At 45.0% G+C, this 15,378-nt stretch carries 11 protein-coding genes; 8 read left to right on the forward strand and 3 right to left on the reverse strand.

The features are described from left to right. Positions 1-2: 2 nt before the first annotated feature. The gene (gene rdrA, locus H0247_RS00690) at positions 3-2,303 is read right to left on the reverse strand and encodes an antiviral RADAR system adenosine triphosphatase RdrA (protein ID WP_180740788.1); all 2,301 of its coding nucleotides are present in this window, start codon (positions 2,301-2,303) and stop codon (positions 3-5) included. 375 nt (positions 2,304-2,678) lie between these two features. Here rdrA and H0247_RS00695 point away from each other — a divergent pair, with 375 nt between their 5' ends. The 3 genes from H0247_RS00695 to H0247_RS19730 are packed head-to-tail and all read left to right on the forward strand — an operon-like array spanning position 2,679 to position 7,315. After that, entirely contained in the window at positions 2,679-2,873 is a 195-nt protein-coding gene (locus H0247_RS00695) for a hypothetical protein (protein WP_180740789.1), read from the forward strand. A gap of 49 nt (positions 2,874-2,922) precedes the next feature. Further along, a complete protein-coding gene (locus H0247_RS00700; protein ID WP_180740790.1) occupies positions 2,923-4,050 on the forward strand; it encodes a ThiF family adenylyltransferase in 1,128 nt (375 codons plus the stop codon). Further along, on the forward strand, positions 4,025-7,315 hold the full coding sequence (locus tag H0247_RS19730) for a ThiF family adenylyltransferase (protein ID WP_255433853.1): 3,291 nt from the start codon (positions 4,025-4,027) through the stop codon (positions 7,313-7,315). The genes H0247_RS00700 and H0247_RS19730 overlap by 26 nt, the downstream gene beginning before the upstream one ends. 3 nt (positions 7,316-7,318) lie before the next feature. Here the strand turns inward: H0247_RS19730 and H0247_RS00715 are convergent, their stop codons facing one another. Both H0247_RS00715 and argE read right to left on the reverse strand, forming a co-directional pair. Next, positions 7,319-8,032 carry a GntR family transcriptional regulator gene (locus H0247_RS00715; protein WP_180740791.1) on the reverse strand — a complete coding sequence of 238 codons (714 nt, stop codon included), beginning with the start codon at positions 8,030-8,032 and terminating at the stop codon, positions 7,319-7,321. Between the two features lie 54 nt (positions 8,033-8,086). Next, positions 8,087-9,238, reverse strand: a complete 1,152-nt coding sequence (gene argE / locus H0247_RS00720) for an acetylornithine deacetylase (protein WP_180740792.1) — start codon at positions 9,236-9,238, stop codon at positions 8,087-8,089. A 202-nt stretch (positions 9,239-9,440) separates the two neighbouring features. Between argE and argC the strand changes: the two genes are divergently transcribed. From argC to ubiE, 5 genes are all read left to right on the forward strand, one after another. Beyond that, positions 9,441-10,445 carry an N-acetyl-gamma-glutamyl-phosphate reductase gene (argC, locus tag H0247_RS00725; RefSeq protein ID WP_180740793.1) on the forward strand — a complete coding sequence of 335 codons (1,005 nt, stop codon included), beginning with the start codon at positions 9,441-9,443 and terminating at the stop codon, positions 10,443-10,445. Between the two features lie 37 nt (positions 10,446-10,482). Then, positions 10,483-11,256, forward strand: a complete 774-nt coding sequence (gene argB / locus H0247_RS00730) for an acetylglutamate kinase (protein ID WP_005973420.1) — start codon at positions 10,483-10,485, stop codon at positions 11,254-11,256. 61 nt (positions 11,257-11,317) lie between these two features. Further along, entirely contained in the window at positions 11,318-12,691 is a 1,374-nt protein-coding gene (argH, locus tag H0247_RS00735; protein ID WP_180740794.1) for an argininosuccinate lyase, read from the forward strand. Between the two features lie 233 nt (positions 12,692-12,924). Continuing rightward, positions 12,925-14,487, forward strand: a complete 1,563-nt coding sequence (gene rmuC / locus H0247_RS00740) for a DNA recombination protein RmuC (RefSeq protein ID WP_180740795.1) — start codon at positions 12,925-12,927, stop codon at positions 14,485-14,487. Positions 14,488-14,622: 135 nt separating this feature from the next. Then, complete coding sequence (ubiE, locus tag H0247_RS00745) at positions 14,623-15,378, forward strand: bifunctional demethylmenaquinone methyltransferase/2-methoxy-6-polyprenyl-1,4-benzoquinol methylase UbiE (RefSeq protein ID WP_180740796.1); 756 nt, start codon at positions 14,623-14,625, stop codon at positions 15,376-15,378.

The raw sequence follows: 15,378 nt of genomic DNA on the forward strand, positions 1-15,378 counted from the left end.
TGTTAGCGTCCATACATGCGATCGCGTTTGATTCGATTATATGGATTATTTTCACCCTGCGCTTTGTAAGGCAGTTCAAAAAGTGGATGCTTCCATATGATTTCCAGTAAAAGGCCAATTGGTGAGAGTTTATTGCCTTTTATATTTTTATAGTGTGATATTGTAGACATGTCTTTCACTTTTTTTTCCACTTCTAACGTCAAAATCCCATCAATATTATTTTTTAGATTTTTATTTTTTGACAAAAAATCCTTTCTGTTCCTTATGTCTATGGATGGTGCCATTGTTGCGACATCCGGCATCATGATCTTTTCTGTTTTTAAACAGCATAGAAGAGCGTTCATGAATATATACTCGAAACGAATGGTGATATCAGTGAAACGTTCTCTTAGAATATTAAAATTATGGTCAGCCTTCATTCTGTGAAGTTGTGAAAATACATTGTAAAATACTTCGCTGAGTAGAGGCATTAGATTTTTGTTATTAAATAAATGTAGTGCTGATTTATTATCTTCAATCCATTCAATTATTTTTTCTATGAATTCATTGTCACTATCTCCTTTTTCATGAGATGCCAATTCCATCCCAATTCCGTCAATGTCGAAAACCATATAAGAATAGAAGTGCAAGCGTTTTAGTATGCCATTGAATAGTTCTTGGTAATTACTGTGGCTAAGATTCCCTGTTACGGATAGTATAGACCAAAATAGAATTTCAAATGCCCTTCCGAAAAGAACGTTATGACGTTTGTTATCATCACTGTAACTATAAATCAGTGCTAATTTCTTGGTATTAGGGCTAGTTTGTGGAATGATTTCACTGTTCTCTGTTTCAAAGTAGAATTTCTTAAATTCTATCGGTGGCATCTCCCATAGTGTATTGATGGATCTTATGTTTTTTTTGGCTATGTTACTTGCAGAATCAGTGGCGTTTTCACTGCCACTGACTTTAGCGCGACATCGGTTTTGAATATGAGAATAATTACTCTCACCCCAGCTATACATCGTGCTTTGTATAAAGGGGTTAAAAGATATTAAATTGTGTAGAGAAAATGTTTTTTTATTACTGTCAATAATATCAAGATAGGATATTACATCCGCAAGTGCCTGGCCTTGCCGCTTTATCTCCGCTAGCCCCTTAAATTTCTGCCATAAGTCTCTTCTGGGGTTATTCTGATCTTCTAAATCACGAGGATGAAAAAGCCTGACGCGTTGCACCAACTCACGTGCGTTCCCAGGTTCCAGCCACTCTGTTTTACTAGACACCTTGTCTTCTCTATATTCAGCATCATGGCAAAAAGCATAAAATAAAGAAATAAATTTGTCGTGATAGATATTATAATCTTGCTGTTTGTTACTATCATTAATACCATATTTTATGGATAAATTAGGTAATAGCTGAATGATAGGCTGAAGTGGTAGTCTGTTATGAATTGGGAAAATTTTTGTCAAATAGGCATCCGATAGATTTTTTGCTGCTATCTTTCCTTGGTCAAAGTTACTGGAATTTTTATTTTTTGCTAAAATCCCTTCAAACTCCATCGTCGTGGTATGTTGGTAAAGATCATCATCACCGCTCACGATGGGTAATATTAACGGGCAGGAAAGTAAGCAGCGGATATTATCTAGTGTGCCAAATGCTTTATCGATCTTCATATCAAGATCATCGATGGGTAGCACCAAAGCATCACAGTTAAGGATATCTACACTGGTTATTAAAAAATGATGAAAATACCGTTCAAGGTGTATACCTGAACGATATTTTTGAATCCGATCGATTCCGCGAATATCTTCAAAGTCAGCTCTGTTCCCTAACGCATTGGTTAGGTTTTTTAATGCTTTTAAGAACTTATCTTGATAGCATTCTTTGTTGTCTGTATTTTTTAATTTCTGCTCCACGGCGGCATAAATGGATGCAATAACTACCTCGGAGAAATTATCATCAATATGCAACAATGTTGGATCAATCGTATCTATGAAATATAATTCAGGTGAATCAGAGTGATGTTTATTTTGTTCCTTCCATATGGTTTCAATATTACGTAAGAAAATTGTTTTCCCCGCTCCACGAGTGCCATTGATAAAAACCGCATGATGGTAACAGCTTAATTTCTCTTTTTTATCTTCGCTATCTTTTATATTTTTTTTATATCCCTTAGCTGTCAGCCCCATTGTTCTTAGCATATCGACTAATCTGGCACTGGCTGCCTGTTGCCATAAGCCACTTTGTTCTGCCATAGAATTTTCTGAAACAAAGTCACTGTCATATTCTGTCAAATCAAGGTCGAAAATTATTTTTTCCATAAGTATTTTATCTATAATAATTAGCTTTAAAATAATAAACTGAAGCGCTAGGGTAAAGCACGCAGGGCATAGAGAAAAATAACATAAAAAAAGAAGGGGGAAAATTTAAATTGCTCTTATTAAAAGGGCTCTTTGTGATTGATTAAATGATTAACAAGCAAACAAATATCCTGGTAATAGTTTTACTATTATATCATAATGGCGTTTCTTATAAGCATTTAATCAATGCCCCCAATATGCTAGCATTTTACCGATCGTCGCTTCATGCTTCTATCATCATCTTCGGGCTGAGGTTTTTTCTTTTTATCGAACGTCCGTTTCTGTTAAAGAATAGACCTGAATTATGTAACTGATTTATATATAGAAGGTTTCATCATGGAATGTTTAGATTTGTCATTTGAGGTTGTTAGCAACACCAATGCGACGGCACAGTATACCGGTGGTTGTTCCGGTGAACGCAGCGATTGCTGTACGCGTGTTTGCACTCGTGCAGGCAATGATGACCCAAACTCTGGTCTTGATGCCTGGGAGAAGTACCTTGAGGTGAATGCTGGTGTGCTTCAGTATTAATCTTTAGCTTGGAATCGCCCTTAATGGGCGATTTTATTAGGAATAAAGGATGAACAATAAGAAATATAAAATAAAAGAGACAGTTGATATTTTTATATCAGAGAATGAGCTAGAAGATACTATTCTATTAACGTTCCATATTATGACCACGCGTGATAGATTAGAAATTAAAACGAATAAGAATGTTGCGATTTTTATTGCCAGCCTTGACGGAGAAAAAACCATTGATGATATCGTCCATTCTATGGGCAATATTCGGCTCGATGAAGTATCTAAATTAATGGAGTTTCTTTTAAATCAGCATTTGGTTTTCGATGTGGAAAATAAAATAAATGATGATTTGCGTTTCTCCAGGCAAATTACATTTTGGGATGATTTCGTTCTGGATCGCCCAGGGGAAGAAACACAATCTATCTTAGAAAGTAAAAAAATTGTTCTATTTGGCTGTGGTGCCGTGGGCGCTAAGATTATCGAAATCCTTGTTCGCGCCGGCATTAGTACTGTCACTTTGATAGATTATAAAATCGTCTCTTCATCGAATTCAGTAAGGCATTGTTATTATAGTAGTGAGTATATTGGAAAGCCTAAGGTAGAGGCGCTTTCTGAATTTTTAACCAAGATTAATAAAAATATTAAAATTCATACAAGCTTTGAGAAACTTGTACCCAACAGTGATTTATCAACCTTAATTCCTGACGATGCTGATTTAATTATCAATACGTGTGATGAACCTTATATAGGGCATACTTCATTGAAATTGGGACGATATGCTCAATCAAAAAATATACCATTTTATGTTGCTGGTGGATTTGATGCCCATCTGATGAGCTCGGGAGAGTTAATTTTTCCACCGAGAACGCCCTGTATTGACTGTGCCCAGAGCACTTTTTCAAAGGCATTAAAAGGGTGGAAGCCAGTCTACAGTATGGTAGAGAGCCAGCCTTCGGCTTCGTTAACGGCAGTGCAGAATAATCACTATATTCCTGGTGGTCCAGGGGGGTTGGCAATGATGAGCGGTTTTTCCGCTAATCTATGCTGTATGCAGTTGTTGCACTTTCTTTTAGATGACTCTGCATTTTCTTACAATAATCATCGCCATGAATATCTTCCAAACAGCGGTCTGATGACTCAATTCGAATTGGTAAAGCAAGATGGATGCAAAATCTGTAATGGGTAATTTTAGATTGCGCCAAAGTGTCGGTATTGTTGTTCAAGACGACATGGTAGAGTTTTTCAAATCTAATGTTAGAGAAAGTGTAAAAATAAAGATTAAATTCCCTAACTTTATTTCTCTTTTACAAATGTTTGATGGAAAAACATCATTAGAATCAATAGTAGAACAATTTCCTGGTTTGAGTTTTGAACAGCTCGATAATATTGCTACTTTTTTAAATATAAATAACGTCCTGATTCGTCAGGACTGTGTATATCCTGATGAGATTACGGATAATAAATATAGACTGATTAATACATTTGAAGATTACTGTCATACAACCAGTGAAGTGCTTTCCTGTATTAATCGAATTAAATCCTCAAAGGTTATGATTGTTGGTGTTGGCGCCGTCGGGAGCAATGTGGCAACCTATCTCGCGCATTGTGACGTAGGAAAACTGCTTTTTGTTGATCATGACGATGTTGATCTCAGTAATTTACATCGTCAATATTTTTTTGAGAATGATATTGGAGTAAAAAAAAGTGAAGCCTTATGTGAAAGTTTAAAAAACATTTCACCGAGCATTAACATTGAAACGATTTCTGATGCGATTGATGATTGCTTCTTTCAACGAAATGTATTGCCTTCAGATATAGATCTAATCATTAATTGTGCCGATGAACCTAACGTTGATTATACTAGCAAAATAATTTCCTCTTATTGCATGCTTCATCGTATACCACATATCGTCGGCGGTGGATATAACTTGCATCAAACTCTGATTGGCCAGACCATTATCCCATTCGAAACATCATGTTTTAATTGCTTTACTATTTATTTAGATAAGATAAATAATAAGGATCTTGCTAACGTCAAGAAATTGCATCGAACAAAGCGTAAACTGGGGTCGTATTCTCCGTTATCGAGTATGGCGGCCAGTCTTGCGAGTCTGGATGCTATAAAGTTACTTAGTGGAAAGAAAGAATATTTACAACAGGCAAGTAAAAGAGTTGAGTTTAACCTCAGGACGCTGTCTTTTAACGTTCAGGATGTTCCCCGCGATCCACAATGTGTGTGCTGTGGAGGTAAGAATGAGGAAGTGGCTTTCGAAGGCATAGAAAAACATAATCTGGAAAATATAAATGAGGAAATGACTTTTGAAGGTATAGAAACACACAACCTGAAAAATATAAGTGTTAAGATACCAGTAAATAAAATAACGGTTATTTATGGTCGTTCAGGCGCGGGGAAAAGTTCTTTAGCATTCTCATCCATTTATCAATTATGCAAAGATGAGTTTGATGCTATAGAGAATGGTTATTTAAATGAGGGTGATTATAAGATCACTCACTATGACGGGTTAAAGCCTGCGGTTGCGTTGCCGCAGCGAAATACGAATAACAATCCTCGTTCAACAATATATTCATATTTAAATATTCCACAAGCATTGTCATCTTTAAAAATTAAGAGTAATTCATCGATACCTGATTATCATCAGTTAAAATTGAATAAGTATGAAAATGCGTGTCCACATTGTCTTGGGCGTGGTGATGTCGTTCAAGTTGATGAGGGGGAATTAATAAATGAACATTGTAGATTAGATGAAAAGCCTTTTTTATGTTGGCGAAGTGGAGAGTTGTCTGATTATTACAATCAACTTTTTTTAGCCTATTGTCAGAAAAATAACATTAACATAGCGAGTAATTTCTCATCACTTTCTCAAGAAGAAAAATGTATTATTCTATATGGGGAAAGTGACGAAAAAATAACATTCAAATTTAAACATAAAGGGAAAGTAAAACAGAGAAGAGCTTGTTATAAGGGGGTTATGCTATATGCTAACAATAACATAGGACGAAACCAATCAACCTCTCAATATGGAAAGGAAACTACATGTCCTTCCTGTAATGGTAGTCGGATAAATCCAACGTTATCACGACAGGATGTGATTGGATTGAGTTTTGAAGAGTTTTTATTATTACCAATATCAGCATTATGTACTGTACTTGAAAATGAATTTAGTGAGTCAACATTATTTAGGGTTTTATCTTCAATTAACAGTGTTGGATTAGGGTATTTGAATTTATCACGATCAATTCCTAGCCTTTCAGGTGGTGAATTGCAAAAACTCATGTTTAGTCGGTTACTGACCTCAAATACAACGGGTGTACTTGTTGTTATTGATGAAATATCATCTCAGATTAATCCATTGGATTACCCTGATATTTTATCAAAAATACGTAAAATAGCAGAGAAAAATACAGTAGTCTTAGTAGAACATAGTCAGTATTTTATTGACCATGCAGATAAAAATATTCACATTGGTAAGTTCGCAGGTTCTGCGGGTGGTGAAATATGTGAATATGAAGAAATCCAACCATTAAAAAATAGGCATGACAGGAATAAGATTTCTGACTTCCATCATTTTGAAACACTTAATAAAAATAATGTTATTAATCAACGTGTAAAATTTCCTAAAGGAGGCGTTACTATTTTCTCTGGTGTTTCAGGGTCAGGGAAATCCTCTTTGGCGAAAGCGATTTGTGACGTGACTGAATCAACTTATATTAGTCAAAAACTCCCCACCTATACCGGTCGTTCTTCAGTGGCATCTATAACTGAATTAAATAAATCTATTGCTAGCTATTTTGTACAAAAAATAAAAGAAAAGTATGGAAAGGATGTAAAGGATGTTTTTTTTCTCCCTAGCATAGATAAAAGTGGACATGGAGGCAGATGTAAGGTTTGCGAAGGCAAAGGTGTTATAAAATATGAAAGAGGGTTTGAAAAAGACATCTATATTACCTGTCATGAATGTAATGGAATGCTTTTTGACGCGCACTTGGATGAAGTAAACATAGATGTCAATGGTATGAATATCATAGAGGTCTATAATACTGAATTGAAGGATCTCCTTAACTATTTTAACGATCCAAAGATTGATCACATACTTGTGACGCTCGACACCTTAGGGTTATCTCATTTAAAACTGAATAGAAAAACGCAATCACTCTCTGGGGGCGAGATGCGTAGAATAAAGCTGTGTGAGATGTTATCGAGAAAAAGGAAAAGTAATAAATTACTCTTTATCGATGAGCCCGCAGCTGGCCTTGATCCTGAGACCGCGTCGAAAGTTTTGAGTTTTATCTACCAAAAAGCTTCGTTATTTGGTGCAATCGTCGTGATCGAACATCGTCCTGAGGCGGAAGATTATGCTGATTTTAAGGTCTCTATTGGTCCAGGTTCCGGTGAACAAGGTGGACAAATCCTGGCTCAGGAAAAAATTTAAGTATTACGGCGACTGGCGGAAGGTTAGATTATCGAGGTTTAAGGGGATGACGTAGGTACAGGTGTAGTTGATGTCGATGATATCGCTCGATTCGTACACGCGACCGCCCTGTAGAATGCCGCGATTAAGGATATGCATCGCGGCCGTGCCTTTCTTGCAGTCCAGCAGCTCAGCCTGAGCTTTGGTGACGTTAACTGCCTGATAATGTGTCAGGTAGTGTGAAATCGCATAGCCCTTGCTGAGCACATACTGCTGAATAGAACCTTCAATAATCTTCTGATTCATCTCTGGGAAATCTGCGGCAGGCATTTTCGATATCTCGATCTGCACCTTACGGTTATCGACATAACGTAATCGGCTGAATTCCCAGATAAACTCTTTATCACTGATAGCAAATACCTGCTGTTCCTCTCGGTTAGGCAGGCGCTTATGCAGGCTAAGCAGACGGGATGAAATCTGATTAAATTTCTTTTCGGTAATCGAGTTGTACACCAACGGGTTGTTGCGTACGCCCTGATTAATGAAGTTACCTGAGCCTTGCACCATATGGATCGCGCCGATGCTGGCGAGCTTTTCCAACGCCTGGCGGATAGTGAAGCGCGACACGCCGTATTCTTCCGCCAGTTGGCGTTCCGGCGGCAGCTTTTCCGGCAGCGGATCGGTGTGCTGATAGATTTTGCTCAGTAAATCCTGCGCGATGAAATCTTTCTTTTTCATGAGCTGTCTCAAAGTAGCCCTGCCAGCGTAGCTGACAAGGCCGCTTACATCGGATCAGTGGTGACAGAAGTGATGAATCACCTGCGAGATCAGATCCCGCGTCGGTTTGATAAATTTGGTATCAATATATTCATCCGGCTGGTGCGCCTGCTCGATCGATCCCGGCCCCAGAACCAGCGTCGGGCACAGTGTCTGAATAAACGGGGCTTCGGTGCAGTAGTTCACGATTTCGGTTTTCGTTCCCAGCAGGTTCTCTACGACCGACACCAGACGGTGGTCGGACGGGCACTCATAACCGGGAATGGGCGGATGCAGCTCGCTGATGGTCAGCCTACCTGGCCAGCGCTGACTGACAGGCTCAAGCGCTTCTGACAGCAGTCCGTTTAGATCGTTAAGCGTAATGCCCGGCAGCGGACGAATATCCATATGCAATTCACAGCAGCCGCAGATACGGTTCGCAGCATCGCCACCGTGAATGTGGCCGAGATTCATCGTAGGGTGGGGAATGTGAAAAATCGGGTTGTGATAGCGTTCCTGTAGGGTGTTGCGCAGAACAAACAGATGAGAAATCGCTTCGTGCATCAGCTCAATCGCATTCACGCCGCGCGACGGATCGCTGGAGTGACCAGATTGCCCTTGAATACGGATCGCGTTGGACATATGGCCTTTATGAGCACGAACCGGTTGCAGCGACGTCGGTTCGCCGATGATGGCGCAGTCTGGGCGAATCTGCGTGGATTCAGAGAAATACTTGGCACCGGCCATTGTCGTCTCTTCATCTGCCGTTGCCAGCACATAGAGCGGTTTCGTCAGCTTGGTCGGATCGATATCGCGTAACGCATCCAGAATAAAGGCAAAGAAGCCTTTCATATCCGCTGTACCCAAGCCGTACAGCTTGTTGTCATGTTCGGTCAGCGTGAACGGGTCGCGCGTCCAGCGACCATCGTCGAACGGGACGGTGTCGGTGTGGCCTGCCAACAATAAGCCACCTTTTCCTTCACCAATCCGCGCCAGCATATTAAATTTATTGAGGGTGCCGGGGACCGGCTGGACTTCCACATGGAAGCCGAGATCGCCGAACCAGCCTGCCAGCAGGTTGATTAACGTATGATTACTTTGATCGAGCGCGCTGTCGGTGGCACTGATGGATGGTGTGGCGATCAATGCCCGATATAGCTCAATAAAAGGGGGTAAATTCATCTTCACTGTTGACAGCCTCTGGTTAGGATAGTATCAATATTCATGCATTTATTTTGAATAAAAATACAATAATGCTCGGCGAAAGGAAACCCAAAGGTACGGCGATGGCGATTCGTCACTTTCACTGAGTTTCGCGGGTGAACAGCGTACCGACGCTGGTGAGCCCTGTTACCTGTTCCATAGATAAGTAAGAAGGTATACGGATCCCATGCTGAATACGCTGATTGTTGGTGCAAGTGGTTATACCGGCGCGGAGCTTGCGCTCTACCTGAACCGCCACCCACAGATGAACATAACCGCTTTGATGGTTTCTGCGCAAAGTGTCGATGCAGGAAAATTGATTTCTGATTTACATCCGCAGCTCAAAGGTATCATTGATGTACCGGTAAAACCGTTGACCGATGCGGAAGAAGCGGCGAAAGGCGTAGATGTCGTGTTTCTGGCGACCGACCACAAAGTCAGCCATGATCTGGCCCCGGTTTTTCTGGCGGCTGGCTGCACCGTTTTTGATTTATCCGGCGCGTTCCGCGTACAGGACGCCGAATTTTATCGTCGCTATTATGGTTTTGAGCACCAGCATTCTGACTGGCTGGCAAAAGCCGTTTATGGGCTGGCCGAATGGCGCGCGGAAAGCGTAAAACAGGCACAGTTGATTGCCGTGCCGGGCTGTTATCCAACGGCCGCGCAGTTGGCACTGAAGCCGCTACTGGACGCGCAACTGCTGAACCCAGCCCAATGGCCAGTGATTAATGCCGTCAGCGGCGTGAGCGGGGCAGGACGTAAAGCGTCGATGACCAACAGCTTCTGCGAAGTCAGCTTGCAACCGTACGGTATTTTCAACCACCGCCATGAGCCTGAAATTTCAACGCACCTCGGTACGCCAGTGATTTTCACGCCGCATTTGGGCAACTTCGCTCGCGGTATTCTGGAAACCATCACCTGCCGTCTGCAACCGGGCGTTACGCAGCAGGATGTCGCCGAAGCCTACCATAATGCCTATCATGATAAGCCACTGGTACGTCTGTATGATAAGGGCGTTCCGGCGCTGAAATCCGTTGTCGGCCTGCCGTTCTGCGATATCGGTTTCTCCGTTGACGGTGAGCACCTGATCGTCGTAGCGACCGAAGATAACTTGTTGAAAGGCGCAGCGGCACAGGCCGTGCAATGCATGAACATTCGTTTTGGTTTCCCTGAAACCCAATCGTTAATTTAATGACTACTGGTACCGACATTTCGAGGCGTGAAGCATAATGAACCCGTTAATTATCAAGTTAGGTGGCGTTTTACTGGATAGCGAAGAAGCGCTGGAGCGTCTGTTCACTGCGCTGGTGGCTTACCGTCAGGAACATCAGCGTCCGCTGGTGATTGTGCACGGTGGCGGCTGTCTGGTGGATGACCTGATGAAGAAACTGTCGCTGCCTGTCGTGAAGAAAAACGGCCTGCGCGTTACGCCTGCCGATCAGATCGACATCATCACCGGTGCGCTGGCGGGATCCGCCAACAAGACGCTGCTGTCATGGGCGAAGAAGCATGATATCAACGCAGTCGGCCTGTGCCTGGGCGATGGCGGCAGCACGACGGTCACGCAGCTCGATGAGTCTTTGGGCTTTGTGGGTAAAGCGGAAGCTGGGTCGCCTGCGCTGCTGAACACACTGCTGTCTGCGGGCTACCTGCCTGTCGTCAGTTCTATCGGGATTACGGCGCAGGGCGACCTGATGAACGTCAACGCCGATCAGGCGGCGACGGCGCTGGCGCAAACGTTGGGTGCGGATTTAATTCTGCTGTCTGACGTGAGCGGCATTCTGGACGGTAAAGGCCAGCGTATTGCCGAAATGACGGCAGAGAAAGCCGAGCAGCTGATTGCTCAGGGCATCATCACCGATGGCATGATTGTTAAGGTTAACGCCGCGCTGGATGCCGCGCGTGCGCTGGGTCGTCCGGTTGATATCGCCAGCTGGCGTCATGCCGAGCAGCTACCTGCGCTGTTCAACGGCGTGGCGATTGGTACACGTATTCTAGCGTAAGTCGTTTCTGGGTATGGCATGATGCGATACCAACATGAATTAAATTCTGGGAGTAATCGTTATGGCTTTGTGGGGCGGTCGGTTTAGTCAGGCAGCAGATCAGCGTTTTAAACAATTTAATGACTCACTGCGGTTTGATTACCGTCTGGCGGAACAGGACATCGTTGGCTCGATCGGCTGGTCGAAAGCGCTGGTGACGGTCAATGTGCTCAGTGAGCAGGAGCAGCAACAGCTGGAACAGGCGCTGAATGCGCTGCTGGTTGAGGTACAGGCTGATCCTGAGATGATCCTGCAAAGCGATGCAGAAGACATTCACAGCTGGGTTGAACAGCGCCTGATCGAGAAAGTCGGTGATTTAGGCAAAAAACTGCATACCGGTCGTAGCCGTAACGATCAGGTCGCAACCGACCTGAAACTCTGGTGTAAGGCGCAAATTGCAGAACTGTTGCTGTCGGTACGCCAGCTGCGTCAGGCGCTGGTGACGACGGCAGAAGCGAATCAGGATGCAGTGATGCCGGGCTACACCCACTTGCAGCGCGCACAGCCGGTGACGTTTGCACACTGGTGTCTGGCCTATTACGAGATGATGGCGCGTGATGAAAGCCGTCTGGAAGATACGCTGAAGCGTCTGGATGTCAGCCCGCTGGGCTGTGGCGCGTTGGCGGGAACGGCTTATCCGATAGACCGTGAGCAACTGGCGGGCTGGTTAGGATTTGCCTCGGCCACGCGTAATAGTCTGGACACGGTTTCCGATCGCGATCATGTACTGGAACTGCTGTCCGATGCCTCGATCGGCATGATCCACCTGTCGCGTTTTGCCGAAGATCTGATCTTCTTCAACAGCGGCGAAGCGGCGTTCGTTGAGTTGTCCGACCGTGTGACATCCGGTTCTTCCCTGATGCCACAGAAGAAAAACCCAGATGCGCTGGAGCTGATTCGCGGTAAATGCGGCCGCGTACAGGGGGCGTTGACCGGCATGATGATGACGCTTAAGGGCTTGCCGCTGGCGTATAACAAAGACATGCAGGAAGACAAAGAAGGGCTGTTTGACGCGCTGGACACCTGGCACGACTGCCTGATGATGGCGGGTCTGGTGCTGGAAGGCATTCAGGTTAAACGTCCGCGCTGTAAAGAAGCGGCTGAGCAAGGCTACGCGAACTCGACGGAGCTGGCAGACTATCTGGTCGCGAAAGGCGTTCCGTTCCGTGAAGCGCACCATATCGTGGGTGAAGCGGTGGTGGAAGCCATTCGTCAGGGCAAAGCATTGGAAGCGTTGCCGCTGGCCGATCTGCAAAAATTCAGCGCCGTGATTGGTGAGGATGTGTACCCGATTCTGGCGTTGCAATCCTGTCTGGATAAGCGTGCTGCACAAGGTGGCGTGTCACCGCAGCAGGTCGCTAAAGCGATTAGTGATGCGAAGCAGCGTCTGAGCTAAGACACTGGAATAGGTCTACGCTTGTACCTTCTGTTCCCCCAATGTGGTGTTTCGCGTTGGGGGAATTTCTGTGTTACCCATCTGATTCTTCTGCAAATTATCCTCTATCCCTGTTCATATGGAATGCGGCTCGCATTTTTCTGCTCAGCGTCCCTCGCGCCTGAATTGTTTCTGGACATCCATACAGTATCATTTTACCTTGACCGACAGCGTGAAAGGCCTGCGGAGGCAAAGTGGATATCAGCATATTTTATAGTCTGGGCGGCGGCGCGGTAGGGCTACTGATCGGGTGGTTGATTGTCAGCCTGATTCATCAGCAGAAGCTGTCGCGGCATGACACCGAACAGCAACTGCTGGCGCAGACATTGCAGCAGACTCAGCAGTTGCTCAGCGAACAGCAGCAGGCAAAGCAACTGCACGAACAGCGGCTACGGCAAAACGAGCTGGAGCTGCGTACGGTCCACGCTCAGCTCTCTGCCAGCCATGAAAAGCTGCAACAGCTCAGTGAACTCCGCGAGGAGTGCATGCAGCTCAATCAGGAACTGCGAACGCTGCGTGAAATCAATAGCGCACAGGAAGCGGAGCTGCGGGAAGTCACCATTCGGCTGGAAGAAACCCGTATGGCGGCGGAAGAAAAGCAGCGGCTGTTGGCCAATAGCGAACAGCGGTTGACGACGCAGTTTGAGAATCTGGCGAACCGGATTTTTGAACACAGTGGCCGTAAAGTGGATGAACAAAATAAACAGAGTCTGGATAAGCTGTTGATGCCGCTGCGTGAGCAACTTGATGGTTTTCGCCGCCAAGTTCAGGATAGCTTTGGGGCAGAAGCGCGCGAGCGTCACACGCTAGCGCATGAAATCCGCAATCTGCAACAGCTGAACGCGCAGATGGCGCACGAAGCCATCAACCTGACGAAAGCACTGAAGGGCGATAATAAAACGCAGGGTAACTGGGGCGAGGTGGTGTTAAGTCGCGTGCTGGAAGCCTCCGGTCTACGTGAAGGCTATGAGTATCAGACACAGGTCAGCGTGCAAACGGGGACGAATAGCCGCCTGCAACCGGATGTCATCGTGCGTTTACCGCAGGGCAAAGATGTCGTGATCGATGCCAAGATGTCGCTGGTGGCCTATGAGCGCTATTTTAATAGCGACGATGACGTTGAGCGCAACACGGCGCTGAACGAGCATTTGCTCTCGGTGCGTAGCCATATTCGGCAACTGAGCAGCAAAGATTACCAGCAGCTTCCGGGGCTGCGTTCGCTAGACTACGTGCTGATGTTTATTCCGGTCGAGCCCGCTTTTCTGGTTGCTATCGATCGCCAGCCCGAATTGATCAACGAGGCGCTAAAACACAATATTATGCTCGTCAGCCCAACCACGCTGCTGGTGGCGCTGCGTACCATCAACAACCTATGGCGCTATGAACAACAGAGCCGCAATGCACAGCACATCGCTGAGAAAGCATCACGGCTATACGATAAACTGCGGCTGTTCGTCGATGACATGGAAGCGATGGGGCAGAGTCTGGATAAAGCGCAGGGCACTTATCGCCAGGCAATGAATAAACTTTCCTCTGGGCGTGGTAACCTTATTGGCCAGGCTGAGGGGTTCCGCGCGCTGGGGGTAGAAATTAAACGCACCATCAGCCCGTCATTGGCCGAAAAAGCGACGGCCCATGAGCACGCTGAACGTGATGAATTATCAGGTTCTGTCGCGCCTGACAGTGTTTCACCACCTGTAAAAGCGGAGGGTGACGCAGAGGAAACCCTCTCCGCTACTCGTACTCACCCGTACTAAATCGGTATAGATTCCGCGGGCTTGGCACCATGCTATGCGAAAAAAATTAGTGCAGTGGGGTTTTTATCTGGGTCTGGTACACTCTCACCATAAATGGGTAGACCCGAAATTTGACTGAAATAGTAGGCGGATAAGATGGCAAGTGAGCAGGAGAATACGGCCGACTTTGGTTTTCGGACTGTCGCCAAGGATGAAAAAGAAGTCATGGTGGCTGAAGTTTTTCATTCTGTAGCAGCAAAGTATGACTTGATGAATGACCTGATGTCCTTTGGCATCCACCGTATCTGGAAGCGTTTCACCATTGAATGTAGTGGTGTAAGACGTAACCAGCGTGTCCTGGATCTGGCCGGAGGAACAGGGGATTTAACTGCCAAGTTCTCTCGTATGGTTGGCGAAGGCGGTGAAGTCATTCTGGCGGACATCAATGCATCCATGCTGAAAGTTGGCCGTGAGAAACTGCGTAACAAAGGCATTATCGACAACATCAACTACGTGCAGGCCAATGCAGAAGCGCTGCCGTTCCCTGATGACTTCTTTGACTGCATTACTATCTCCTTTGGTCTGCGCAACGTCACGGACAAAAACAAAGCGCTGCGTTCAATGTACCGTGTTCTGAAGCCGGGTGGTCGCTTGCTGGTGCTGGAGTTTTCCAAGCCGATCATTAAACAGCTGAGCACTGTTTACGATGCATACTCATTTCATATCTTGCCGAGGATTGGCGAAGCCGTGGCGAGTGATGCCGGGAGCTACCGCTATCTGGCGGAATCCATCCGCATGCATCCCGATCAGGAAACGCTGAAAGGGATGATGAGCGATGCCGGTTTTGACAGTGTTAACTATTTCAACCTCACCGGTGGAATCGTTGCACTGCATCGTGGGTTTAAATTCTGA

The organism is Pectobacterium sp. CFBP8739 (genome assembly GCF_013449375.1).
Classification (GTDB): domain Bacteria; phylum Pseudomonadota; class Gammaproteobacteria; order Enterobacterales; family Enterobacteriaceae; genus Pectobacterium.

Bases quoted from the DNA above. Each gene is read 5' to 3' on its own strand.
- argH (WP_180740794.1), top strand. From the start codon at position 11,318: ATGGCTTTGTGGGGCGGTCGGTTTAGTCAGGCAGCAGATCAGCGTTTT.
- argB (WP_005973420.1), top strand. From the start codon at position 10,483: ATGAACCCGTTAATTATCAAGTTAGGTGGCGTTTTACTGGATAGCGAA.
- rdrA (WP_180740788.1), bottom strand. From the start codon at position 2,303: ATGGAAAAAATAATTTTCGACCTTGATTTGACAGAATATGACAGTGAC.
- H0247_RS00715 (WP_180740791.1), bottom strand. From the start codon at position 8,032: ATGAAAAAGAAAGATTTCATCGCGCAGGATTTACTGAGCAAAATCTAT.
- ubiE (WP_180740796.1), top strand. From the start codon at position 14,623: ATGGCAAGTGAGCAGGAGAATACGGCCGACTTTGGTTTTCGGACTGTC.
- H0247_RS00695 (WP_180740789.1), top strand. From the start codon at position 2,679: ATGGAATGTTTAGATTTGTCATTTGAGGTTGTTAGCAACACCAATGCG.
- argC (WP_180740793.1), top strand. From the start codon at position 9,441: ATGCTGAATACGCTGATTGTTGGTGCAAGTGGTTATACCGGCGCGGAG.
- H0247_RS19730 (WP_255433853.1), top strand. From the start codon at position 4,025: ATGGATGCAAAATCTGTAATGGGTAATTTTAGATTGCGCCAAAGTGTC.
- H0247_RS00700 (WP_180740790.1), top strand. From the start codon at position 2,923: ATGAACAATAAGAAATATAAAATAAAAGAGACAGTTGATATTTTTATA.